28 protein-coding genes are annotated in these 21,267 nt (G+C 60.0%); 16 read left to right on the forward strand and 12 right to left on the reverse strand.

Features of this window, described 5'->3' with window-relative positions; genetic code table 11:
• Positions 1-14: 14 nt before the first annotated feature.
• Positions 15-653: an ABC transporter ATP-binding protein gene (locus SynRS9907_RS06590; protein WP_188022230.1), complete on the reverse strand. Its 639-nt coding sequence runs from the start codon at positions 651-653 to the stop codon at positions 15-17.
• A gap of 41 nt (positions 654-694) precedes the next feature.
• On the opposite strand from SynRS9907_RS06590, the gene SynRS9907_RS06595 reads away from it, so the two are divergent.
• The gene (locus SynRS9907_RS06595; protein ID WP_188022231.1) at positions 695-1,144 is read left to right on the forward strand and encodes a DUF3531 family protein; all 450 of its coding nucleotides are present in this window, start codon (positions 695-697) and stop codon (positions 1,142-1,144) included.
• The gene (locus SynRS9907_RS06600; RefSeq protein WP_255446020.1) at positions 1,104-1,868 is read left to right on the forward strand and encodes a 16S rRNA (uracil(1498)-N(3))-methyltransferase; all 765 of its coding nucleotides are present in this window, start codon (positions 1,104-1,106) and stop codon (positions 1,866-1,868) included. The genes SynRS9907_RS06595 and SynRS9907_RS06600 overlap by 41 nt, the downstream gene beginning before the upstream one ends.
• On the opposite strand, the gene SynRS9907_RS06605 is transcribed toward SynRS9907_RS06600, so the two are convergent.
• Positions 1,858-2,274 carry a hypothetical protein gene (locus SynRS9907_RS06605; protein WP_188022232.1) on the reverse strand — a complete coding sequence of 139 codons (417 nt, stop codon included), beginning with the start codon at positions 2,272-2,274 and terminating at the stop codon, positions 1,858-1,860. The two genes, SynRS9907_RS06600 and SynRS9907_RS06605, sit on opposite strands and share 11 nt — an antisense overlap.
• 86 nt (positions 2,275-2,360) lie before the next feature.
• On the opposite strand from SynRS9907_RS06605, the gene SynRS9907_RS06610 reads away from it, so the two are divergent.
• The gene (locus SynRS9907_RS06610; protein ID WP_255446021.1) at positions 2,361-3,080 is read left to right on the forward strand and encodes a TIGR00297 family protein; all 720 of its coding nucleotides are present in this window, start codon (positions 2,361-2,363) and stop codon (positions 3,078-3,080) included.
• On the opposite strand, the gene SynRS9907_RS06615 is transcribed toward SynRS9907_RS06610, so the two are convergent.
• A complete protein-coding gene (locus SynRS9907_RS06615) occupies positions 3,081-3,806 on the reverse strand; it encodes a sigma-70 family RNA polymerase sigma factor (RefSeq protein WP_188022234.1) in 726 nt (241 codons plus the stop codon).
• A 59-nt stretch (positions 3,807-3,865) separates the two neighbouring features.
• On the opposite strand from SynRS9907_RS06615, the gene SynRS9907_RS06620 reads away from it, so the two are divergent.
• Positions 3,866-4,084: a PCP reductase family protein gene (locus SynRS9907_RS06620; protein ID WP_370586627.1), complete on the forward strand. Its 219-nt coding sequence runs from the start codon at positions 3,866-3,868 to the stop codon at positions 4,082-4,084.
• A 3-nt stretch (positions 4,085-4,087) separates the two neighbouring features.
• On the opposite strand, the gene SynRS9907_RS06625 is transcribed toward SynRS9907_RS06620, so the two are convergent.
• Genes SynRS9907_RS06625 through SynRS9907_RS06650 form a run of 6 tightly spaced genes read right to left on the reverse strand, consistent with a single transcriptional unit; the run spans position 4,088 to position 9,333 of the window.
• A complete protein-coding gene (locus tag SynRS9907_RS06625; RefSeq protein ID WP_188022235.1) occupies positions 4,088-4,255 on the reverse strand; it encodes a hypothetical protein in 168 nt (55 codons plus the stop codon).
• 15 nt (positions 4,256-4,270) lie between these two features.
• Positions 4,271-4,996, reverse strand: coding sequence for a GDSL-type esterase/lipase family protein (locus SynRS9907_RS06630; protein ID WP_188022236.1), 726 nt, complete (start codon positions 4,994-4,996; stop codon positions 4,271-4,273).
• Entirely contained in the window at positions 4,993-6,525 is a 1,533-nt protein-coding gene (locus tag SynRS9907_RS06635) for a phosphonate ABC transporter (protein WP_188022237.1), read from the reverse strand. The genes SynRS9907_RS06630 and SynRS9907_RS06635 overlap by 4 nt, the downstream gene beginning before the upstream one ends.
• The gene (locus SynRS9907_RS06640) at positions 6,504-7,208 is read right to left on the reverse strand and encodes an ATP-binding cassette domain-containing protein (RefSeq protein WP_188022238.1); all 705 of its coding nucleotides are present in this window, start codon (positions 7,206-7,208) and stop codon (positions 6,504-6,506) included. Before SynRS9907_RS06640 ends, SynRS9907_RS06635 begins: the two co-directional genes overlap by 22 nt.
• Positions 7,205-8,128: a putative selenate ABC transporter substrate-binding protein gene (locus SynRS9907_RS06645; protein ID WP_188022239.1), complete on the reverse strand. Its 924-nt coding sequence runs from the start codon at positions 8,126-8,128 to the stop codon at positions 7,205-7,207. The genes SynRS9907_RS06640 and SynRS9907_RS06645 overlap by 4 nt, the downstream gene beginning before the upstream one ends.
• 26 nt (positions 8,129-8,154) lie before the next feature.
• Complete coding sequence (locus SynRS9907_RS06650) at positions 8,155-9,333, reverse strand: pyridoxal phosphate-dependent aminotransferase (protein ID WP_188022240.1); 1,179 nt, start codon at positions 9,331-9,333, stop codon at positions 8,155-8,157.
• Between the two features lie 86 nt (positions 9,334-9,419).
• Here SynRS9907_RS06650 and SynRS9907_RS06655 point away from each other — a divergent pair, with 86 nt between their 5' ends.
• From SynRS9907_RS06655 to SynRS9907_RS06670, 4 genes are read left to right on the forward strand one after another with little or no spacing between them, the layout of a single operon-like run.
• The gene (locus tag SynRS9907_RS06655) at positions 9,420-9,821 is read left to right on the forward strand and encodes a VOC family protein (RefSeq protein ID WP_188022241.1); all 402 of its coding nucleotides are present in this window, start codon (positions 9,420-9,422) and stop codon (positions 9,819-9,821) included.
• On the forward strand, positions 9,818-10,381 hold the full coding sequence (locus tag SynRS9907_RS06660) for a uracil-DNA glycosylase (protein WP_188022242.1): 564 nt from the start codon (positions 9,818-9,820) through the stop codon (positions 10,379-10,381). The genes SynRS9907_RS06655 and SynRS9907_RS06660 overlap by 4 nt, the downstream gene beginning before the upstream one ends.
• Positions 10,382-10,401: 20 nt before the next feature.
• Positions 10,402-11,598: a (E)-4-hydroxy-3-methylbut-2-enyl-diphosphate synthase gene (gene ispG / locus SynRS9907_RS06665; protein WP_115162065.1), complete on the forward strand. Its 1,197-nt coding sequence runs from the start codon at positions 10,402-10,404 to the stop codon at positions 11,596-11,598.
• Positions 11,599-11,632: 34 nt separating this feature from the next.
• The gene (locus tag SynRS9907_RS06670; RefSeq protein WP_188022243.1) at positions 11,633-12,982 is read left to right on the forward strand and encodes a S41 family peptidase; all 1,350 of its coding nucleotides are present in this window, start codon (positions 11,633-11,635) and stop codon (positions 12,980-12,982) included.
• Position 12,983: 1 nt separating this feature from the next.
• On the opposite strand, the gene SynRS9907_RS06675 is transcribed toward SynRS9907_RS06670, so the two are convergent.
• Entirely contained in the window at positions 12,984-13,151 is a 168-nt protein-coding gene (locus SynRS9907_RS06675) for a hypothetical protein (RefSeq protein WP_188022244.1), read from the reverse strand.
• Between the two features lie 79 nt (positions 13,152-13,230).
• The gene (gene mfd / locus SynRS9907_RS06680) at positions 13,231-16,809 is read right to left on the reverse strand and encodes a transcription-repair coupling factor (RefSeq protein ID WP_188022245.1); all 3,579 of its coding nucleotides are present in this window, start codon (positions 16,807-16,809) and stop codon (positions 13,231-13,233) included.
• A gap of 64 nt (positions 16,810-16,873) precedes the next feature.
• Between mfd and SynRS9907_RS06685 the strand changes: the two genes are divergently transcribed.
• Together SynRS9907_RS06685 and SynRS9907_RS14030 are read left to right on the forward strand one after the other, a co-directional pair.
• A complete protein-coding gene (locus tag SynRS9907_RS06685) occupies positions 16,874-17,110 on the forward strand; it encodes a hypothetical protein (RefSeq protein ID WP_188022246.1) in 237 nt (78 codons plus the stop codon).
• A 40-nt stretch (positions 17,111-17,150) separates the two neighbouring features.
• Entirely contained in the window at positions 17,151-17,285 is a 135-nt protein-coding gene (locus tag SynRS9907_RS14030; RefSeq protein WP_006851938.1) for a hypothetical protein, read from the forward strand.
• Between the two features lie 30 nt (positions 17,286-17,315).
• Here the strand turns inward: SynRS9907_RS14030 and SynRS9907_RS06690 are convergent, their stop codons facing one another.
• On the reverse strand, positions 17,316-17,822 hold the full coding sequence (locus tag SynRS9907_RS06690) for a hypothetical protein (RefSeq protein ID WP_188022247.1): 507 nt from the start codon (positions 17,820-17,822) through the stop codon (positions 17,316-17,318).
• 289 nt (positions 17,823-18,111) lie between these two features.
• On the opposite strand from SynRS9907_RS06690, the gene SynRS9907_RS06695 reads away from it, so the two are divergent.
• The 6 genes from SynRS9907_RS06695 (at position 18,112) to SynRS9907_RS06720 (ending at position 21,259) form a co-directional block, all read left to right on the forward strand.
• Complete coding sequence (locus SynRS9907_RS06695) at positions 18,112-18,306, forward strand: hypothetical protein (RefSeq protein WP_188022512.1); 195 nt, start codon at positions 18,112-18,114, stop codon at positions 18,304-18,306.
• A 702-nt stretch (positions 18,307-19,008) separates the two neighbouring features.
• Complete coding sequence (locus SynRS9907_RS06700) at positions 19,009-19,419, forward strand: hypothetical protein (RefSeq protein WP_188022248.1); 411 nt, start codon at positions 19,009-19,011, stop codon at positions 19,417-19,419.
• A gap of 2 nt (positions 19,420-19,421) precedes the next feature.
• Complete coding sequence (locus SynRS9907_RS06705; RefSeq protein WP_188022249.1) at positions 19,422-19,781, forward strand: hypothetical protein; 360 nt, start codon at positions 19,422-19,424, stop codon at positions 19,779-19,781.
• On the forward strand, positions 19,781-20,146 hold the full coding sequence (locus SynRS9907_RS06710) for a hypothetical protein (RefSeq protein WP_188022250.1): 366 nt from the start codon (positions 19,781-19,783) through the stop codon (positions 20,144-20,146). The genes SynRS9907_RS06705 and SynRS9907_RS06710 overlap by 1 nt, the downstream gene beginning before the upstream one ends.
• A complete protein-coding gene (locus tag SynRS9907_RS06715; protein WP_188022251.1) occupies positions 20,130-20,879 on the forward strand; it encodes a hypothetical protein in 750 nt (249 codons plus the stop codon). The genes SynRS9907_RS06710 and SynRS9907_RS06715 overlap by 17 nt, the downstream gene beginning before the upstream one ends.
• The gene (locus SynRS9907_RS06720) at positions 20,879-21,259 is read left to right on the forward strand and encodes a hypothetical protein (protein WP_188022252.1); all 381 of its coding nucleotides are present in this window, start codon (positions 20,879-20,881) and stop codon (positions 21,257-21,259) included. Before SynRS9907_RS06715 ends, SynRS9907_RS06720 begins: the two co-directional genes overlap by 1 nt.
• Positions 21,260-21,267: the final 8 nt, after the last annotated feature.

Below are 21,267 nucleotides of genomic sequence, written 5' to 3' on the forward strand. Positions count from 1 at the left end.
ATCCCCTCGGAAGCTCAGGGCAATGTAGTCATCGGTTCGAGCCGCCCGCCCTGCAAGCGCAGTCTTTGGCAGTCCCAGTCCTGAAACAGCTCGGGTTCATGGGTGACCACGATCAGCACCTGCTCACGGGCGAGGCCGGCGAGCAGATCAAGCACGTCCCCTCGCACCGACCAATCCAAACCTGCGGTGGGTTCATCCAGGAGGAGCACTTCAGCGCCGCGGAGCATTTGCACGGCGAGGGCAAGCCGCCGTTGCTGTCCGCCGCTCAGCCGTTCTGGCGCCGTTGTGGAGGCGATGCTGTCGAGGCCAACCCGTTCGAGCACGCTCTGTTCGCGCTCATGACCGAGCCGCCGATGCCCCAGCCGCAGTTCCTGAGCCACGCTCAGCCCGAGGAAATGGCGCTCAGGAAACTGGAAAACGATGCCGCAAAGCCAGCGCAGCTGCCGTCGTTTCACTGCGCTGCCGTTCCAGCGGATGCTGCCGGATGTGGCTGATGCCAGGCCACTGATGATTTCCAGCAGCGATGTCTTTCCGGATCCACTGGCGCCAGCAATCAGCAGCGGCCGTCCCTTCTGCGTCTGAAAACCGACGCCGTCGAGGATGGGGGCACCGGCAGTCGCAGGTGCATAGGTGATTCCTGAGAGCTCGAGCATGCGTTCAGCTTGAACGATGATGACGGTGTCGCGATGGCCCCATGGACATTCGTTTTCGTGAAGTCGATCCCTTCAATTGCTGGTTGTGGATCCGTTTTTCGGAACCCCCCAGCCAGGGGGAACGGAATTACGTCGATGGTGTCTTCGACAGCTGGTATGTGATCGGGCGTTTGGGCGGCTTCAACGCAGAAAACCTGCAAGTGCATGACGCGGGCTCCGATCTCAGTTTGATGACCTACGACAACGATGGGGCTGAGTCGGCGATGCCAGCCCTGATGCACAACATGGGGCAGCTCGAATACCAGAACGACTGGGGACGTTGCTGGGTTGATCTCGGTACGTCGGATGGAGTTGCCATCGATGTTCTGATCAATGCCCTGCGTCAACTGGACTCCGACGTGGTTCAGATCGAAGAGCTGGTCGTTGGTGGGGTCAATGAGAATTGGCCGGTTGAAGACCATCCCGACAGTGTTTTCCCTGCCGGTGGCTGAACGCCGGCGCTTGCTTCTGTCGTCGGATCGCCTGGAGCAGGGTGGATCGGTTCTGCTCAACTCCGAAGAGCAGCACTACCTGCGGAGAGTGTTGCGCCTGCGCATTGGCGAGCAGGTGGATCTGATCGATGGTTGCGGCCGGCTCACCACCGCAACCCTGATGGAAGCCAAGCTGCTCGAGCTCGATCGGCCAGCGCAACTGATTGAGCCCCAGGCCCAACCTCAGCTGGGTCTGGCCGTGGCCTTGATGCGGCGGGGGATGGATGAGGTGGTCCGGATGGCCTGTGAGCTCGGGATTGATCGGATTCAGCCCCTGCGCTGCGATCGCTGTGTTCCCCAGGCCGACCACCGACCCGAGCGCTGGGCCACGATCATTCGTGAAGCGGTGGAGCAGTGCGAACGGTTGTGGACGCCACAGCTGCTCGATCTCAAAGACCTATCTCAATGGATGGGAGATGAGCGGGGCCAGCGTCTGGTGGGGGTGACCCGCGAGACGGCACCACCGGCCTTGGATCAATGGTTGCGTCATCAGGCCGATCCTGTTCAGCTCACATGGCTCATGGTCGGCCCGGAAGGGGGCTGGACCGAAGAGGAACTGAAGCAGATCACCCAAGCCCAGATTCAGCCTGTCCAGATGGGATCAACCATCCTGCGCAGTTCGACGGCCGCGGTGGCTGGTGCCGTGGAACTGGTTCGTTGGCGTGATCGGCTGATCAGCTCTTGAACAGATCCTGAGCGATCCCCCGGAAGGATTTCAGAGCTGCTCCAGGCCGGCGGCTGCGCTGGCGCAGTCCGCCACCAGGAATGAGGTTGCTGGGGGCAAAGGTGGAATAGGTCACCGCCGGGCGGGATGCCTCTGCTGCAGCCAGTTCAGCGGCGATCGCTTCTGCTGTGGTGAGTGAGGCTGCGGGCTGAGCGTTGGATGCAGCACTGGTTTCTGCAACGGTCTCTTCAACAGCTTCGGGGGCTGAAGGCTTGGCAACCTCTGAGGGCTCGGAGGCAGCGACCACAGCTGCCTCGACCGGTGCCTCTTCGGTTGCTGGAGCCTCTTGTTGAGGCAGCTCGAGGGTGGCCGGAGCGGCGGCGTCATCCAGGGTGAGGAAAAAGCCCTTGTTGCTGTTGAACACCATCCGGTCGACCAGAGAACGAACGCAACCGATTCTCCCTCTGCAATGGCCGCAGGCAGGAGATGCTTAGGGCACTGCAACACGGTGTGATGTCAGCACTCTGGATTCAGGCCCTGCTGGTGAACACGGTTTTGATTGCCCTGGCGCAGCGGACATCTGTGCTCACCCGCAGTGGTTGGGTTCATGCGGCTGCTTTGGGGACGATCTTGTGGGGGTGTTTGGGTTGGTCGGGCTGGTTGGCCGTGGTCGCCTATCTCTGTCTGGGAAGTCTGGTCACCAAGATCGGCTTTCAGAACAAGCAGAGCCGGGGCCTTGCCGAAGCCCGCGGTGGGCAGCGCGGCCCTGAAAACGTCTGGGGTTCTGCGGCCGTTGGAGCCTTCCTGGCACTGCTCATCGGTGCTGGTGTCGAGCCCCGTGAGCTGATGTTGGTTGGTTTTGCGGCGAGTTTTGCCGCCAAGTTGGCCGACACCTTCGGTAGTGAGATCGGCAAACGATTCGGGCGCACCACGGTGTTGATCACCAGCCTGCGGGTGGTTCCACCAGGAACCGAAGGAGCCATCAGCCTTGAGGGAACCCTGGCCAGTGCCGCCGGCAGCATCGCTATGACCCTGGTGATGCTGGCCCTGCAGCTGGTTCCTTCATGGCCTGTGGCAGTGCTGGTGATGCTGGTTGGCCTGGTGGCGACCCTCGGCGAAAGCCTGCTCGGTGCTCTGGTGCAGGATCGCGTGGCCTGGTTGAGCAATGAGCTGGTCAATGCTCTCCAGACCCTCTTGGCCGCAGTTCTGGCGATGCTGCTGATGGTGCTCTGATCAGCTGGTTTGGATGGGCATCAGACCATCGCGCTGGGCCCATTGCTGCAGCAGTTGAACTCCCTCATGGAGATGAAGGCGCAGGGATGAACGGCTGCAATTCATGGCCTGCGCCAGATCCTTGAGGCTCTGACCTTCGATCAAGTGGGCTTGCAGCACCGTGCCGGCCAGGCCATCCACCTGGTGAAGCACGCTCTTCAGCCAGTCCAGATGTTCATCCTCTGCCCTCGGGCTTGCTGGCTCTCCAGGGCTGGCAGCCAGGGCGACGAGCTGGCTGGCGCCATGGCTCTCAACGGCGGCAGCCCAGCGCTCTGGTCGAACCGAGAGTTCGGTTGCAAGGTCCTGATCGCTGAGAAGCGGTTGCCGGTTCTGTTCGCGTTCCCGTTGGATCTTCATTCCGGCTGCGTAAAGATCACGCAGTCGCCAGGGAATCCGAATGGTGCGTGATCGATCCCGGCGGTAGTGGAGGATTTGGCCGGTGGCCCGCGAAAGCAGATAGCTGCTGGGGCGGAGGCCTCGTTGTTGATCAAACCGTTCAAGGCCACGGATCAATCCAACCCGGGACTCCTGCAGCAGGTCGTCGAACTCTTCATGCCCGCGTTGCTGTTGGCGACGGGCCGCGCAGTGGGCCAGGCCCAGGTGCTTGAGAGCCTGCTGATTGCGTCGTGCAATGCAGGGCGGCAGTCCACGCCGGGACTCCTGGTGCAGGTGACGTTGAGAAATCAAGGGATCAGTGCAACTGATCCAACGGTTCAACCCTCAGCCCCGAAGCGGTTGGCCCTTTGGTGCCGCAGATCGGCACTTTCGTGCCGGATCATGGGTGCAACGGTTTTGGATGGATGGACTGGCAATCAGAAGCACTGGCAGCGCTCAAGAAAGATGTTCCGTTTTTCGTACGGCCTGCTGTTCGTAAACGGGTTGAGGCGATGGCGGAATCAGACGGACGTTCCGACATCGACCTGGATTTCTACAAATCCGCCAAGCAGGCCATGGCCCCGAGCTGATCCTCAGGAGGGGTCGAGATCGCAGCGCTGCAGTTCCGGCTTGGTCAAGCGGTCAACGATGCGTGCCATATCCAGGGCTGTGAGTTCACCGTTTTCGTCCCACTTGAGCGTGGTTTTGCGCTGGGCAGGGGGGTGGCCGGCAGCGCGTTGTGCAGAGCGGTCAGGTCCCAAGTCCGATCACCAATGTCAGGAGAGCCACACATTAGTCGCCGCTGCGGGTCTCGTTTGCATGCTGATAGGTGTTGATGTGTTAAGTGCAGCGAGTCCGGCCCACTCCTGCAGAGGCGCCCATTGGCCTAAGCGCTGGTCGAGCCAGCGGTGGCCATCGGCATTGAGGTGGATCCCATCGGGTTCCATCCAGGTCAACCAGTCGGGCTCCTGCTGCATCTCCTGATGCATGGACAGGAAGGGCACATCGGCCTCACGGCACTGTTCGGCCATCACGGCCTCCGTGGCCGCAATCTGGCTGTTGCTGTACCAGAGGCAGCCGGCAAAGGGCATCACGTGTTCATCCACCGCAGTGAGGCCCAGCACAAACACCTGCAGCTCCTGGGTCATCTCATTGAGAAGTTGTCCCAGGCCGAATGAAAAGGCCTCCACATCCAGTTGGGGTCTGCCGTCGGTCCGACCAACGCGGGCGGTGTCATTCAGCCCGACACTGAGCAGAAGTCCGCCCGGCGTTTGGCGACGAAGTTCGCCGCGGCAGCTCCATTCGCTGCGCCAGCGGGCGGCCACGCGTTCCAGGCCATCCCCGCGGATGCCCAGGGGGTATACCACTGGTGCGTTGGGCAGGTTCATCCAGCGCAGGCGCAGTCGCTGGCACCAGCCACCCGCTTCACGGTCACCCCAACCATGCACGCCACTGTCCCCGAGCACGATCAGCTGACGGGGGGCGTCGTTCGCACCGCTCATAAGGCCATGGCCCGGCTGTTCCAGCTCCCCTGAAGTCGTTCCCCCAGGCTCTCACCCAGCAGTGTGAGCACCGCGGAGATCAGCACGATCCAGAGCACCAACCACCAATGAAACGAGCTGAGGGCTTCCATCAGCTGCCAGCCCAGACCAGCTCCCCCCACCATGCCGATGATCGCGGTGTCGCGCAGGATCACATCCAATCGGTAGGTCGCATAGGTGAGGTAAGCGCGACTCACATCCGCCAGGGGGCCGTAAAGCCAGCTCACCCGGTTGGGGGCGCCGCAGGCCTTCATGGTCTGGGCGGAACGCACTCCCGTGCTGCGGATGTCGTCGATCAGCACCCGACCCATCACACCGCCGTGGTGCAGCCCCAGGGCCAGCCCCGCCAGGGCCAGGCTTGGTTTGGCCAGCATCAGCAGCAGGAGTGCGGTGAGAGGGGCCGGGATGAGTCGCAACGCGCCCCACATCACTCCCTGCAGCCGCAGGCTGGCTTGGCTGGGCCAAACCAGCAGCAACAGCGGTGGAAGGCCGGTGGCAACACAACCGGCGATCAGGGTGATCCACACCGTGGCACCAATCACCCCGGGCCAGGAGATCTCAAGGGCAGCATTGAATCCCTGGGATCCGTCGATGAGGTTGCCGACAACCATCGACCACTCCGCCACTGGCCAGGCCAGCTGCAGATCCAGCTGTGTTCCCCAGCCAAGGGCAACCCAGGGGCTGGCCATGGCCACCAGGAGAATCAGCATGCGTGACCAGCTGCGCAGCGTTCGCAGCAGTCGGTCGAGCACCACCATGGCGATGGCCAGCATCCAAAGCCCACTCCACAGCTCCTGAAATTGGAGCGAGCGCAGACTGAGGCTGAGGTCTGTCCCCAGTCCTCCGAGGCCGAAAACGCCCAGAATCAAGGCTGAACGAAGTGCGCAATCGAGGCGGTGGCCGATGTGGTCGCTGATCGGCTCTGCCAGCGGTGGGACCAGCCCGGTGAGCATCACGGCCCATGGCGTGGCGCCGGCTCCCTTGAGGACGGGAATGGCCGGTGAAATGTGGCAATCCACCTGATCGGCGATCACCCGCGCCATCAGAACCGTGTAGGGAATCGCGATGGCGCAGATCGCAACCCAGCCATTCAGCCCGAACACCTGCAGCAGCAACAGCCCCCAGACCAGTTCATGCACAGCGCGCAGGGGCGCCAGCCAACGGCGCAAGATCACGGCAGGCCAACGCACGTCCGTCAGGATTTCCCAGAAGGTGCTTGAGCTCAGCAGTCCGAGACCCACGCCGAGAACACTGCTGATGCCCCAGGACATCACAGCGATCACCAGGGTGATCTGGAGCCCGTTGAGCAAGCTGCCCAGAACGATGGGATCGATGGAGGGCTGCACGGCCCCAGCCGCGAACTGTTGAAGAACTGAAAGTCCGCCGCCGTGACCATCGCGCAATAGCACCACAAGAATGCCGAGCAGGCTGAGGCCCGGCAGCAATGGGATCAGCGGCAGGGCTGGCTTCAGGCCGATGCGTAGAGCCATTCCAGCTGATCCCGATGAATGGTGTCTGGAGCCGCATCGATCACCAGGGCACCACCACGGAGCCCCAGAACCCGATCAAACCGATGAATCAGATCCGGCCGATGCAGGCTGATCAGACAGCCCGGCAACAGAAGCAGGGTGTTGAGAACGTCTTCGGCGAGGCTGGGATCAAGGGCGGAGAGGGGTTCGTCCGCCAGCACGAGTTCAGGCCGCTGATGCAACAGACGGCCCAGAGCCACCCGTTGGCGCTGCCCTCCGGAGAGCTCACGCACGGGCTGTTCAAGCAGATCGGCCTCCAGTTTCACCTGGTGCATCAGCTCCAGGCAGGTGTTTGGGTCCAGCGGACCCAACAGGTTTCGAATCGCCCAGAGCAGCCCATGGCGTCCCAGGGCACCGCTGTTGATGTTCTGGATCACACTCAGTTCCTCCACCAGGCGCAGGTCCTGCCAGAGCGTGCCGATCTGGCGCCGTTGCCGGCGGGACAACTGCTGATGGGGGCGACCGCACCAGTGCACGGATCCTGCATCGGGGCTTAAGGCCCCGTTGCAGAGCTTCAGCAACGTGGTTTTGCCGGCGCCACTGGCACCGAGCAAAACCACACGCTGGTCCGCATGAAGGGTGAGGGTGATCGGTTGGAGCCGTTGCCCCAGGCAGGCCTGGTGCAACTCCAGCAGCGCCGTCAACGGATCTTTCCGAGTTGGCGACCCACCGTTTCGATCATCACGTAGTCCTCGTCCTTGGCGGGGATGAAGCGTTCGGCACCGAACAACTCGAGAATCGTGGCGCCGTTCTCTGTGTCTGCCGACAGGTCCAGCAACGCGTTCTGGAGCTTGTCGGTGAAACCAGCGCCAAAGCGATCATCCAGACCGGGTCGTACAACCCAGTGGTAATCCACGTAGGGCGGTGTCCTCCAGATCACCGACACCTTGCCGGGATCCACGCGGCCGTCCGCCACATTGCTGCGCCAGACCTGCTCGTTCAAGGCGCCCACCTCGTAAGCACCGCTCTGCACCACAGCAACGGTGGCGTCGTGGCTTCCGCTGAAGCCAGGGCCGCCCCCCGCCAGATCCTCAGGCTTCACGCCGTTTTCCCCCATGAAGAACTGGGGCATCAGGCGGCCGGAGGTGGAACTCTCCGAACCGAAGGCCAGTCGGCGTCCCTTCAGCTCAACCAGTTGGTCGGCACTGGTGAAGGGGCGCAAACCACTGGCGCCATTGGCGATGAACACACTGGTGAACTCTGCATCGATGTCCCGTTGCGCCAGCACCCGGGCTCCAGGCGTCTGCAGCCGGGCCTGCACACCGGTGAGTCCACCGAACCAGACCAGATCAAGGCTGCCGGTGCGGAAGGCACTCACTGCCGCCGCGTAATTGCTCACCGGCGCATACCGCACGGGAACATCCAGATTTTCGCTGAGTTCCGCAGAGAGCGTGCCGTAGAGGCGATTGAGTTTCTCGGGGTTCTGGTCGGGGATGGCACCGATCTGCAGAACGGCCTGTTTGGCGTCGTTCTGGGGTGCGCCGCAACTGGAAACACTGGCCGTGAGTGCGAGTCCGGCAATCAAACCGGTGGCCACCACGGCCCTGCGTTCTCGGACAGACATTCAGAAGAGGAAGTGATCAGATCGGATCAGAAGGAGCGAAGCAGCCGCTTCAGTCGCATCAGTCCATCGTTGATCGTCTCATCTGCTACGGCACAGGAGAGTCGAATGCAGCGGTCATCGCCGAAGGCCAGGCCCGGAACCACGGCCAGGCCTTCCTGTTCCAAGGCTTGCCGGCAGAACTCCATCGAATCGGGCACGCCGTCCGGCAGGCGGGGGAAGGCGTAGAAGGCCCCTTGAGGGGGCGTCAGGGTGATGCCCTCCAGAGCCTGCAGCCCTTCAGTGAGCAGAGTTCGGCGGCGGTTGTAGCTGATGGCCATCTCGCGCACGCAATCTCGGGGCCCTTCGATCGCCGCCAGTGCGCCCCGTTGAGCAAAGCTGCACACATTGCTGGTGCTCTGGCTCTGCAGGGCTGAAGCAGCCTTGATCACGGCAGCATCTCCAGCCAGATAACCGAGGCGCCAGCCGGTCATCGCCCAGCCTTTGGCAAAGCCGTTCACGGTGAAGCAGCGTTCACGGATCCCATCGGCAATGGCCGCAAAGCTGCAGTGCTGCTGACCATCGGCCAGGAGATATTCATAGATCTCATCGCTCATCACCATCAGCTGGGGGTGACGGGCCACCAGCGCGGCCAGGGCCTCCAGTTCGGTCCGTGACATCACCTGGCCGCTGGGGTTGCCAGGGGAATTGATCACCAGCAGTCGGCTGCGTGGGGTGATCTGCTGCTCCAGTAGAGCGAGGTCGAGACGGAAGCCTTCCTCCGCTTTGGTGGGGATGATCCTGGTGCTCGCCCCGGCCAGAGCGGCCATCTCGGGATAGCTCAGCCAGTAGGGCGCCGGCACCAGAACTTCGTCGCCGGGATTGAGCAGCACCTGGAACAGGTTGTAGATGGCTTGCTTGCCACCGTTGGTGACCAGCACCTGCTCGGGCTGGGTTGGAATCCCGTTTTCGACGCTCAGTTTGTGGGCCAGAGCAACACGCAGATCGGGGTCCCCCGCGGCGGGGCCGTAGCGGGTGAAGCCGGATCCCAGAGCATGCTGAGCCGCTTCAACGATGAATGCAGGCGTCGAAAAGTCCGGCTCACCGGCACTGAGGCTGCAGATGTCCTTACCGCTATCGCGCAGTGCTTTGGCCTTGGCGCTGATCTCCAGCGTCAGCGACGGTTTGAGGGCGACAGCCCGGTCGGAAAGTTCTGGCGGGCGCGGCATCGGTAACGCACCTCCCCGCGGTGCGTTTAAAACGTCATCATCCTGCCGCAGATGGTGTCGCAGACAACCTTGATTTCTCAGCGCCCATGAATGCGATACAGATCAGCTGGGTCTTGGCTGCGGAAGACAGCGCCAGGTTGGCGACGTTCTACAGCGAGCTGTTTCAAGCCACGTTGAAGCCTGGGCTGGCGGAGCACCACTGCATCGTTCAGTTCAGCGATGGCACCCAGCTGGAGATTTACAGGCCCTCACGCCGGCGCTCTTTCCCAGCCCGAGGGCGAGCGCTGGCGCCCTGTTTGCGGCTCTCCCCATCGCAGGAACCCCTGCCTGAACTGCAACGGCTGCTCAGCAACGCCCTGCAGCGTGGTGGATCACTCCTCGAGGAGGCGCGGCTTGAGCCCTTTGGTGCTGAGGCCTGGATCCACGATCCGGAGGGCAATCCCCTGTTGCTCCTGGCTCCTCTGAAATCTGTTGCTCCGATGTCATGACTCTCTCCAGCCTGGAGGCCTGCAGTTCTTGCGCTGCCTGTGATCTGGCCAGCACGCGTCACACCGTCGTGATCAGCCGCGGCAACCCCAAGGCGGATCTGATGCTGATCGGTGAAGCCCCCGGAGCTCAGGAAGATGCTCAGGGCGTTCCGTTTGTCGGGCGTTCAGGACGTGCCCTCGATCAACTGCTGCGGGATGTGGATCTGGATCCCGAGCATGACCTCTACATCTGCAACGCGATCAAATGCCGGCCGCCCAACAACCGACGGCCGAAAAAAGCTGAGTTAGCCGCATGCCGGGCCTGGCTTGACCTGCAACTGGAGACCGTTGATCCCACGGTGATCGTGCTCACGGGAGCCACCGCTGTGGAGGCCATTCTTGGCATCAAGGGGGGCATGACCCAGCTTCGTGGTCAGTGGCAGAGCTGGAATGGCCGGGCGGTGATGCCGATTTTTCACCCCTCCTATCTGCTGCGCAATCCCTCCAAAGCAGCCGGCGCGCCCCTGGATCTGACACGGCAGGATCTCGACGCGGTTCGGCGCAGGCTGTGCGAACGTTGACGCGCTTCACCACCGGCCCCATGACTGCCCTGGATCGGCGCTACGACACCCAGATCCACCGCCGTGTGACCCGCACTGTGATGGTGGGTGATGTGCCCGTGGGCAGCGAGCACCCGATCGTGGTGCAGTCGATGATCAACGAGGACACCCTCGATATTGAGGCTGCTGTAGCCGGCATCATCCGCCTGGCGGAAGCGGGCAGTGAGATCGTGCGGGTGACAACCCCTTCGATGGCCCACGCCAAGGCGATGGGACAGATCCGTCAGGAGCTTCGTCAGCGCGGCTGCACCGTTCCCCTGGTGGCGGATGTTCACCACAACGGCGTCAAGATCGCCCTGGAGGTCGCCCAGCACGTCGACAAAGTCCGGATCAATCCCGGCCTGTTCATTTTTGATAAGCCAGACCCGAACCGCCAGGAGTTCAGCCCCGAGGAATTTGCCGCCATCGGTCAGCGCATCCGTGAGACGTTCGAGCCCTTGGTGACCCTGCTGCGGGATCAGAACAAGGCGCTTCGAATCGGTGTGAACCATGGCTCCCTGGCGGAGCGGATGCTGTTCACCTACGGCGACACCCCTGAGGGGATGGTCGAGTCAGCGATGGAATTCGTGCGCATCTGCCATGAGCTTGATTTCCACAACATCGTGATTTCGATGAAGGCCTCGCGGGCTCCGGTGATGCTCGCGGCCTACCGCCTGATGGCGGACACCATGGACAAGGAAGGTTTCAATTACCCACTCCACCTGGGCGTGACCGAAGCCGGTGATGGTGATTACGGCCGGATCAAGAGCACCGCAGGCATCGCCACACTGCTGGCCGATGGATTGGGAGACACCCTCCGGGTCTCACTGACGGAGGCCCCTGAAAAGGAAATCCCCGTTTGCTACTCGATTCTTCAATCCCTGGGTCTGCGCAAGACCATGGTCGAGTACGTCGCCTGCCCCAGCTGCGGTCGCACCCTGTTCAATCTGGAGGAGGTGTTGCACAAGGTTCGCAACGCCACATCCCACCTCACGGGTCTGGACATCGCCGTGATGGGATGCATCGTCAATGGCCCTGGCGAGATGGCCGATGCTGATTACGGATACGTTGGCAAAACCCCGGGCGTTATTTCGCTCTACCGCGGTCGTGATGAAATTCGCAAGGTGCCGGAAGCCGAGGGCGTCGAAGCCCTGATCCAGTTGATCAAAGAGGACGGTCGCTGGGTGGAGCCCGCCTGATCTCGTTAGTCTGAGGAATCAGTCCCGAAGGGCCATGGTTCGGAGTCAGCGCCTGCGTTCTTTGGTCCGTTCGACTCCCTTGCTGTTGCTGCTCGGTGTCGGTGGTGTGGTCACCGCCATGGGCATCAGCTCGCCAGGTCTTTCCCTGCCATCGGCCTCCGGGGGATCGATTCACGACAGCCCCAAGGAGGTGATTGATCAGGTCTGGCAGATCGTTTATCGCGATTACCTGGATTCGACGGGCTCCTATGACGAAGCGACCTGGCGCCAGCTGCGGAGCAATCTGCTGCGCAAGTCCTACGGGGGCAGCGCCGAGTCCTACGAAGCGATCCGAGGCATGCTGGCCAGCCTTGATGACCCTTACACGCGTTTTCTTGACCCGAAGGAGTTCAAGGAGATGCAGATCGACACCTCCGGTGAGTTGATGGGTGTGGGGATTCAGCTCAGTCTCGACAAAGACACGAAGGAGCTGATTGTTGTCTCCCCGATTGAGGGCACCCCTGCATCCCGTGCGGGCGTTCAGCCCAAGGATGTGATTGTTTCCATCGATGGTGCCTCGACCAAAGGCATGACCACCGAGGACGCCGTCAAGTTGATTCGTGGCCCGGAGGGCACCGATGTTGTGCTGGGACTCAGGCGCCAGGGTCAGGTGCTGAATGTGCCGCTGAAACGGGCGCGCATTGAGATTCATGCCGTGAAGGCGATGCTCAACACGGCGCCCAACGGCCGCAAGCTGGGCTACATCCGTCTCAAGCAATTCAATGCCAACGCCACGCGTGAGATGCGTGCGGCCATCAAGGATCTGGAATCACAGGCTGCTGAGGGCTACGTGCTGGACCTGCGCAGCAATCCCGGCGGCTTGCTTGAGGCCAGTGTGGACATCGCCCGCCAATGGCTCAACGAAGGCACCATCGTCAGCACCCGAACCCGCGCAGGAATCCGCGATGTGAGGCGTGCCACGGGTAGTGCAATCACCGATAAACCTCTGGTGGTGCTGATTGATCAGGGATCCGCCAGTGCCAGCGAAATTCTTTCAGGGGCACTTCAGGACAACTCCCGTGCCCAACTCGTTGGACAGAAGACCTTCGGCAAGGGACTTGTCCAAGCCGTTCGCGGATTGGCCGATGGATCCGGTCTGACGGTCACGATCGCCAAATATCTAACCCCGAAGGGAACCGATATTCACAAGAACGGAATCCAACCGGACATCGAAGCAGCGATGTCGAAAAAGGAGATCAAAAACTTCTCGGTTGAAGACCTGGGAACCCAGAAAGACAGCCAATACAGAACAGCTGAGGGGACCTTATTGGACCAATTGAAGAAAATTCAGGCAGGAACGACCTATCAACCCGGCCGAGCCAACCTGAGCTACGCGCTGCAGTAACTCAGGAGATCGGCTGCATCAGACCGCCGCCGCCGCCACCGTTGGAATCGTCGTCATCCGAGGCGTCGGGTTGGAAGAGGGCGTACACACCGAGTGCTGTGGCACAGAAAACGCCGCTGATCAGTTCCAGAGAGACGCCACCAGCACCGATTTCGACGAATTCACCCATGTCCAACGAATTTCGTTGGAACCAATGTAACGAAGAATTGCGTGGTTGGTAACGTTTTTCTCAGAATTGGCTTCAGGCCTCAGACCTGAACCACCTCCGCGTTTTTGGCGCGAAGCTCCTCCTGCCGCTCTGCCTCGGTTTTGCCGTCGGCGTCGGGAATCTGGGCTGCCATCAGACGCAGCCATTCCATCAGCTGTTCCAGTTGCTTCTCCATGGGGAGAACACCAAGACCGCGAGCCATCACTTTGTGCTGGATGCCGCTGCCGGCCTGGTACACCAAACGGCCATGCAGATGCTGGGGCAATCCCTGGCGCAGCAAACGGAACGCAGGCTCCTCCATGGGAGTTTCAAGGACGATGTTGGGCTTCTCCGGCTTGATCCTGGAGAAGCCGCATCGCTTCGCCAGAAGTTTGAGTTCCATCAGCTGCAGGAGCGACACCACGGCAGCGGGCAGCGCTCCGTAGCGATCGGCCCAACCCGCAGCCAGCTCCACCAGGGCCTCGGCGCTGAGGCAGTCGGCTGCAGCTCTGTAGGCCGCGATCTTTTCGTCGGGATCAGTGATCCAGTCCGCAGGCACGAAGGCCGTTACGGGGAGATCCACCTGGGTGTCTTCAACGCTGGGGATGTCTTGACCCTGAATTTCCGCCAGGGATTCCTGCAGCATCTCCATGTAGAGGTCAAAACCGATGGTTTCCATCTGGCCGCTCTGCTGCACGCCGAGGAGATTGCCCACTCCACGGATCTCCATATCCCGCATGGCGAGCTGGTATCCACTGCCCAGTTGGGCGAACTCCTGAATGGCGCGCAGCCGCTGACGAGCGGTGTCGCTCAGCGATGCGTTGCCCGGATAGAACAACCAGGCATGGGCCTGAATCCCACTTCGGCCGACCCGTCCCCGCAATTGGTACAGCTGGGCCAGGCCAAAGCGGTGGGCGTCCTCGATCAGGATCGTGTTGACGCGAGGAATGTCCAGGCCGCTTTCCACAATCGTGGTGCAGAGCATCACGTCGGCTTCACCGGCGTTGAACGCCACCATGGCGTTCTCCAGTTCGCCCTCGGCCATCTGACCGTGAGCCACCAAAAGCTTCAGGCCTGGCAGCATTTCCCGTAGGCCTGCAGCCACCTCCTCGATTCCTTCCACCCGGGGAACCACATAAAACACCTGGCCCCCACGATCCAGTTCCTGGCGGATGGCGCTGCGCACCGCCTCCGGATCCAGAGAAGCCAGGTGCGTCTTGATCGGACGGCGCAGTGGCGGTGGTGTGGTGATCAGGCTCATCTCCCGCACCCCCGAAAGGCTCATGTAGAGCGTTCTGGGAATCGGCGTTGCCGACAAGGTCAGCACGTCGACGTCCTTCCGCAGCACTTTGATCTTTTCCTTCTGGTTCACACCGAAACGCTGTTCTTCATCCACCACCAACAGACCAAGCTCTTGGAACGATGCTCCTTTGCTGAGCAGCTGGTGGGTTCCCACCACGGCGTCGATGGTTCCCTGCTTCAGGCCATCGAGAATGGATTTGCGTTCCGACGCCGTCCGGAAACGATTCAGCAGAGCCACCTTGATCGGATATGGCGCGAAGCGTTCCGAGAGCGTGCGCCAGTGCTGCTGAGCCAACACCGTGGTTGGGGCCAGCATCGCCACCTGTTTTCCAGCGGTGATGGCTTTGAAGATGGCGCGGATCGCAACTTCGGTCTTGCCGAAGCCAACGTCCCCGCACACCAGTCGGTCCATCGGCTCCTGCCGTTCCATGTCCCGCTTCACGTCGGCCGTGGCCTTCAGTTGATCCGGCGTCGGGTCATAGGGGAACGACTCCTCCATTTCCACCTGCCAGGGGCCATCGGAGGGGAAGGCAAAGCCTGCGGCCTGTTGCCGTTCTGCGTACAGCTTCACCAGATCAAGGGCAACCTTGCGAACCGCCTTCTTGGCCCGTTCCTTGGCCTTGTTCCAGGCCGTGCCACCCATGCGGTTGAGCTGCGGGGGTGTTTCACTCGTGGCCCGATAACGCCCAAGGCTGCCGAGTTGATCGGCGGCAACCCGAAGGATTCCATCGGCGTACTGCACCACGAGGTAGTCGCGGATGTCGCCTGACATCGCGAGTTTTTCCATGGCTTTGAAGCGTCCGATGCCATGGTTCCGATGCACCACGAAATCGCCCGGGCGCATCTTGTTGGGGTCTACCGTGCGGCTGGCGGCCTTGCGACGACGGCGCACATAGCCACTGGAACTGAGGCTCTGCTGGCCAAAGAATTCACGGTCGGTGACCAGAGCAATCCGCCAAGCCGGCAGCTGCAAACCCTCAAGTTCGGCCGTGCCCCTCACCTTCAGGGCGACGGGGGTGTTCTGCTCAATCAGACGGGAAATGGCATTGCTGTCTCCCGCGTTCGGCACAAACCGACTGATGCAGTCGTGCTCCTCCAGCAGCGCAACCGCTCGGCTGGGTTGTGCAGACACCAACCAAACTGCCGTGCGTTCGGATTGAAATCCCTTGATCAGTTCCCCGAGTTTTCCGAATTGGTTGGGGTAGGCCGCAACAGGGCGGCTGGCGAGGTCAAAGCTGTTGGGGTGCTGGTCGACTTCGAGCAGTTCTGCCATGTCAAAGCCATGGAAGACCTCCGTCAGGGCATAGGCGGCTTCAATCTCACGGTGCAGAACCGCTGGCCAGAGCCGATCACGATCGCCCTCGTCCAGACCCGCCTCTGCAGCCATGTCGTGGTGATGTTCCTCCACATGGCTGAGCCACTGTTGTCCGTGGGCTAGGCCCTGGCGTCGCTCATCGATCACCACTGTTGTCGTGTCGGGCAGGTAGTCGAGAAGCGAGGCGGGTTGCTCCCAAGCGAGCCCCATCAGCCGGCGCATGCCTTCCGGGGTACCGCCGTTCAGAAGCTGCTCTGTGCCCTCGCTACCAAGCAATTGCTCCAGTCCATCGGGCATTGTCTCCCTGAGCTGGTCCGCAATCAGAGGCCCAAAACCTGTTGGTGTGAGTCGAAGCGCATCGACGGGATCCAGTGAGCGTTGGCTGGCGGGATCGAATTCCCGCAGTTTGTCGAGCTCCTCTCCGAAGAATTCGAGTCGAACAGGCAGCTCACTGCTCACCGGGAAGATGTCGACGATGTCGCCGCGACGGCTCCAGCTCCCCTCCTGCTCAATGGTGGTGACCCGCTCGTAGCCAAGTTGGGCCAGCGTCTCGCCCAGTGCCTCCAGATCAACCTCATCCCCTTTGCGCAAGGTGCGCGTTTTTGTTTTCAGAACATCCGGCGGGGGGAGATGGGGCTGCAAACAACGTTCCGTGGCCACGATGGCCCAGGACGCCGCGTTGGGTTCCCCCAGCAGGTCACTCAGAACCTGAAGTTGCCCCCAGGTGATTTCACTTGTGGGATCGAAGGGTTCATAGGGAGAGCCTTCGCTGGTGGGGTACAGGCTGGCCTGGCTCCATCCCATTAATTCCAACAGCGCTGTCCAGCGTCCCGCTTCCTCAAGCGTTGGCACCACCACGAGCAGAGGTGCGCCCCGCCGCTGTGAGAGCGCGCTGGCCACCAGAGCTCGGCTGCAACGACCTGCTCCGCGCATTAACAAGCGTTGGGCGCGGCTTGAGCGCTCATCAAGCTCACCGGTGAGTGCAGTTTCCTGCAACTTGGTCACCAGGGAACGGAGCGGCATGGAGCAGGCCTCGGCAATCCATGATCTTCGCAATAAGGTGCCAGCAGCTGCGTTTCACCGGTCGATGCCGCGCTTCCGCTGCCCCTCTTGCTGTTGCGGCCCGGCCTTGGTGTTGCATCCGCCCAAGGGGGTTGTTCCGCTCTGCTCCAGCTGCGCGACACCGTTGCAGCGTCAGCCCCTGGTCCGGCCCATTCCGCTGCTGGTGTTGCTGACGGTGAGCGGCGTGCTGGTTGCTTCCTCGGTCCCCATCCTGTTCACCCCCGAACCAGCTCCCAGCTCAAGGCGCGAAAAACTGGCCTAAGGCGGGGTTTTCGGTTCAATACGTCGGTATTGGTGCCTTCATGACCCTCGGCCGTTTTCTGATTTTCTTCGTGATCGGGCTTGTGCTCGCCCTCACCATTCCTCAGTTGACCTGGTTGCTTTGGCCCCTGGCAGCTTCAGCGCTTTTTGTTGTTGTTCAACTGATCCGCTCCTGAATTCCGGTGCGTTTAAGTCCGAACCGGCGCTCAAGACAACCAGCAGGCATCCACAGAAAAGGTGAGCACGTCGTGGGCATCACGATGGTCTCCCGACGTAATGGCAACACAGGCCAGCTGACCATCGTCAAAACAAGTTTTCGACTTGAGCACAAATTTGGCGGCGTCACTGTGGGACCAGACCGCTAGACCCTGCTGTTGGGCTTCGTCGTTGTAGATGTCCCAGAGCTCTGAGAAACGTTCCGCCTCAGGCCCCTGCAGGAATTCGTCCAACGCTTCATCAGCACCAACTTCACGGAAGCGATCCAGAAAAGACCGCATCAAGGGATCATCGATCACGTTGCTGGTGGCGATGGCACCGGTGATGCCGCGCACTGAGGTACGTACTACCCGGTTGGGTTCGGTACGTGCATCAATGATGACGACGGGGCATTGGAGATCCCAAGTGCTGCGATTTCTGAGTTCACGGCCCGCTTCGGACATGTCATCCCGAAGCTCATTGATCAGCTGCCGTACAACAAGGGTCGGGTCATCCATGACTGACCTTATCGCAAGTGCAGCTGGTGAATTAGGCAGGTTAAAGATTCAAAACGTTGATATATCAGGTGGCATTCAGGCCAAAAACGCTCGCTAGGAGCATCCGCCTCAGCTGGTTATCGATTCCTCGCGGTTTGGTCAATCGCCTTGGTCTAAAACGCGTTCACGGGATTGCAGGCCTCAAATGATTTATCTGCACTGAAAAGCATGCTGTACAATTCCTCCAGAGAAAGATAGTTCCATCACAACGACAATATCTTCAAAGACATCAAGTCAGAAATCTGATTACTTGGCTAAAGCTGCGGAGTACTACTCACGAGCCAAGCAATTGATCGAAGTCGATCAAGACTGGCAGGCCTCGGGCTCCATGATCCTCAAAGCGCTTGCCGAGGAGAGGAAGTCTGAAAATACTGGTCTTCAGGTGATGAATGTGATCAAGTACCAAAAATTTAAAACGAAGCTGGAGTTCAACTTCCGCAGTTGAGTTATCAGCTGAGCATCCCTTCGCGACAGAGCTCCGATCTCATTACCGCCCCATAGGGGCCATTCCCCCCTTCAGGAAAGAAGCGGAGGGAACGACCTGGCTGCGCAGAGTGTGTAGACGATTCACCCTGCTGCAATCGGCATGGACGCCGTATCAGTCCCTGCCGCAAACCCGTTGTAAGCCACTAGCCCTGACCATTCCTGAGTGTTAATGCTTATTTGGCATGGTTGAGCGTCTGCTCCTCCAGGAGCATGCTTTTTGCTTATAACCCCTGTGCTGCAAGGGGTCTGGGGTTAATTGCTACTTAGCGTGCGCATAAAGGTGCGCAAAGGCCAAAATCCGGTGAAGTGCGCAAACGCAAGCCAGCACTAGGGCGGCACCAATCTTTGATGATACCGACCAAACAGTAAATATCAAATAAGGGCCACCGAAGCGGCCCCTATCTGCTGCGCTGAGCACCAGCCCACCGTAAGAACTGGTGTTTTCAGTGTAATCAGAAGAGCTATCCTGTTTACAACGATAAATGCCTGTTTTCAGTGCCTAAACGTCAGCTACCTATTGAGGATGAGCTGATCATCAACCATCTTCGTTGTGAAGCCATGGTTGAACGTCAGCGTGATGCCTTTGATGTTGACGACGATGCACCACATGTGCCGTCAACAGACCCCCTGAGCAATCCACAAAGCCGCCGCACACCAGTCCATGTCAGCTGAATTTCATTCCATTGATGAGGCCATCACAGCCTCCTACCAAAGCGCATCACAAGTCGAGACTATGGCTCGCCAGCTGGAAGCCAGAATCTCCAAGATTGACGGTGCCAAGCGTCATCTGCCCCAGCGCAACTATGGTCAGCCCGTTGATCTGGGAAAAATCAGGTCAAACCTGACACTTACCAGCCTTATTGCACAAGATTCAGCAGAGCTGGCTCATTACTGCGGCATTGATCCTGCGATCCGCCACCGTATCGATGAGCAGAAGGAAGCCAAGGCAATGGCAGCACAGTCCCTGCAGATGCGCACCGAAGCCCTCAGGGCCAAAAACCAGGCTGCCGCTGCAGAGCGCCAACAACGTCAAAACCTTGCGCCTTGGCAGCGCGGCTACCGGAGCTTCTGATCATGCTTGCCCGTCCACATCCTGTTTTTGGCGACTGGTGTTACTGCCAGCCGGGAGACTCCCAACGCTTGCTTGACCGGCAGCTTGCCTTCAGGGATGCAGCACTGAAGGAAGATCCCAACTTCAGCGGTATGCCGCCTGAGTTCGAGCAATGGTGCAAGACCAGCTGGCTGCCTTCCAACCTTGGCCGCAGTTTTTACCGTAAGCAGGCTGAAACCCACATCCAGGGCCTGGCCACCAAGATCGGCAATCTGCAAAAGGAGATTGAAGACCGTGCTGGTGGTCTCCTTGACCAGCGTGACGAGCTGATTGCTCAGCGTCTCTGGCTGCAGAACGAACTCGACAACGTTGGTGCTGGCTGATGGCAAACCTCTTGGACGACATCTGTGATGACGGTCCTGTGTTGTCAGCACCGCTGCCCCGACCCAAAGGGATCACCAAGCGTCAGGTGGAACGCTGCATCCATGAGCTTTCAGAGCATTGGTCTGATGAGCAGCTCAATGATGTGATTGACATGTTCCATGCCCACGGGCTGATCCAAACCCGCCACCACAACGGCCGGGGTAGATCCATTGCGCTGCAGTCGATCTCTGCAAAAAACTGCTCTAAAACGGCCGACCAGGGGCCTGGAGGTAAATCCATTGCAGCGCAGTCAGTCTCAGTGAATAACCACCCAAAAGGGCCTGTGCAACCCCCGCCACCTCATACCCATGGCAATCACCACTAAGCAGCAAAGGCAGCAACTTGGTCACCATTTGTCAGCGCCACGAAATCCTTTGACTGATACCCCCTGCCGTAGCAGCCTCATGAGACTTCAAGTTGATGCCATGCTTCGCACAGCTGCATTGGTGGGCGCCATCACGCTCCTCACAGCCTGCAGCGGCGGGGACATCGTGGTTAAAACAGATCTAGATGAAAGTTACGTAGTCAAGGAATCTGCTGTAACTGAAATTGAACCGCCAATTGAGTCAGCAATCAAGAATCACGAGAAAGACATTAAATCCCGACAAAATTATATCCAAAGAATGTCTTCTGAATCAAAAAAATGCGCAAGAGAGACCATCCTCAGTCAGGCCGACTGTGATCATATCTATTTGGTGGGCCCTGCGTATAGGGAAAAAATTAAAACCTCTGAGGAATATATTAAAGTCCTCAAAGAGGCTGCTGCAGCTGAGAAGCCATGGTTCCTGCAGATCAAGTACCGTCCAATATTTATTGATCTAAATGGCCAAAAGAAGGCAATGGGTTACGTCACTCTCACCTGCTTTAATCCGAATGTCGAAAATATGGAGAAAGCAAAGCTTGCCGCAGCCTTGGGAGAAACATTTGAAGATGTTGATCTAAGCAAAGCCTATTACTCAGCAGGATTGAAGGTTTGCCAGAAGTATGCATACAAGGACGGCGACGTTTTTGCTTATCGCGAAGCGAAAAAAAGTGATGAATCAAAGGAATCTGATTGATGGCCATCACCACCAAGCAGCAACGACAGCAACGCCGCAACGAGGCTCTTCAGCTCATTAGTGATGGTGTTCCGCCAACTGATGCAGCGACGCAGCTGTCGCAGACGTGGGGGTGCTCCCGCAGAACATCACTGAGGGACATAGAACTCGCCCAAAGTGAGCTGGCTAACGCCCTGAACTCAGTTGAGATTCAGCACATGGTCGGTTGGCTGGCGACGCAATATCAACGCCTGGCGGCCAAAGCTGAACGGGACGGCCAGTACGCAGCAGCCTGCGGGGCACTCAATTCCTTGAGGGTGATGCTGGTGCAGCCACAGCTTGACCGGCAATTTGAAGCGCACTTCCGTGGGCGCTTTACGCACCATGCGCACCGCCGCTGACAACTAAA

The sequence above is a fragment of the Synechococcus sp. RS9907 genome (assembly GCF_014279615.1).
Lineage (GTDB): Bacteria > Cyanobacteriota > Cyanobacteriia > PCC-6307 > Cyanobiaceae > Parasynechococcus.

Coding starts and splice junctions, on each gene's coding strand:
- ispG (WP_115162065.1), top strand. CDS start 10,402: ATGACTGCCCTGGATCGGCGCTACGACACCCAGATCCACCGCCGTGTG.
- mfd (WP_188022245.1), bottom strand. CDS start 16,809: ATGCCGCTCCGTTCCCTGGTGACCAAGTTGCAGGAAACTGCACTCACC.
- SynRS9907_RS06655 (WP_188022241.1), top strand. CDS start 9,420: ATGAATGCGATACAGATCAGCTGGGTCTTGGCTGCGGAAGACAGCGCC.
- SynRS9907_RS06720 (WP_188022252.1), top strand. CDS start 20,879: ATGGCCATCACCACCAAGCAGCAACGACAGCAACGCCGCAACGAGGCT.
- SynRS9907_RS06605 (WP_188022232.1), bottom strand. CDS start 2,274: ATGGTGTTCAACAGCAACAAGGGCTTTTTCCTCACCCTGGATGACGCC.
- SynRS9907_RS06595 (WP_188022231.1), top strand. CDS start 695: ATGGACATTCGTTTTCGTGAAGTCGATCCCTTCAATTGCTGGTTGTGG.
- SynRS9907_RS06690 (WP_188022247.1), bottom strand. CDS start 17,822: ATGGATGACCCGACCCTTGTTGTACGGCAGCTGATCAATGAGCTTCGG.
- SynRS9907_RS06685 (WP_188022246.1), top strand. CDS start 16,874: ATGCCGCGCTTCCGCTGCCCCTCTTGCTGTTGCGGCCCGGCCTTGGTG.
- SynRS9907_RS06590 (WP_188022230.1), bottom strand. CDS start 653: ATGCTCGAGCTCTCAGGAATCACCTATGCACCTGCGACTGCCGGTGCC.
- SynRS9907_RS06610 (WP_255446021.1), top strand. CDS start 2,361: ATGTCAGCACTCTGGATTCAGGCCCTGCTGGTGAACACGGTTTTGATT.
- SynRS9907_RS06710 (WP_188022250.1), top strand. CDS start 19,781: ATGGCAAACCTCTTGGACGACATCTGTGATGACGGTCCTGTGTTGTCA.
- SynRS9907_RS06635 (WP_188022237.1), bottom strand. CDS start 6,525: ATGGCTCTACGCATCGGCCTGAAGCCAGCCCTGCCGCTGATCCCATTG.
- SynRS9907_RS06700 (WP_188022248.1), top strand. CDS start 19,009: ATGTCAGCTGAATTTCATTCCATTGATGAGGCCATCACAGCCTCCTAC.
- SynRS9907_RS06675 (WP_188022244.1), bottom strand. CDS start 13,151: ATGGGTGAATTCGTCGAAATCGGTGCTGGTGGCGTCTCTCTGGAACTG.
- SynRS9907_RS14030 (WP_006851938.1), top strand. CDS start 17,151: ATGACCCTCGGCCGTTTTCTGATTTTCTTCGTGATCGGGCTTGTGCTC.
- SynRS9907_RS06715 (WP_188022251.1), top strand. CDS start 20,130: ATGGCAATCACCACTAAGCAGCAAAGGCAGCAACTTGGTCACCATTTG.
- SynRS9907_RS06645 (WP_188022239.1), bottom strand. CDS start 8,128: ATGTCTGTCCGAGAACGCAGGGCCGTGGTGGCCACCGGTTTGATTGCC.
- SynRS9907_RS06650 (WP_188022240.1), bottom strand. CDS start 9,333: ATGCCGCGCCCGCCAGAACTTTCCGACCGGGCTGTCGCCCTCAAACCG.
- SynRS9907_RS06660 (WP_188022242.1), top strand. CDS start 9,818: ATGACTCTCTCCAGCCTGGAGGCCTGCAGTTCTTGCGCTGCCTGTGAT.
- SynRS9907_RS06670 (WP_188022243.1), top strand. CDS start 11,633: ATGGTTCGGAGTCAGCGCCTGCGTTCTTTGGTCCGTTCGACTCCCTTG.
- SynRS9907_RS06630 (WP_188022236.1), bottom strand. CDS start 4,996: ATGAGCGGTGCGAACGACGCCCCCCGTCAGCTGATCGTGCTCGGGGAC.
- SynRS9907_RS06705 (WP_188022249.1), top strand. CDS start 19,422: ATGCTTGCCCGTCCACATCCTGTTTTTGGCGACTGGTGTTACTGCCAG.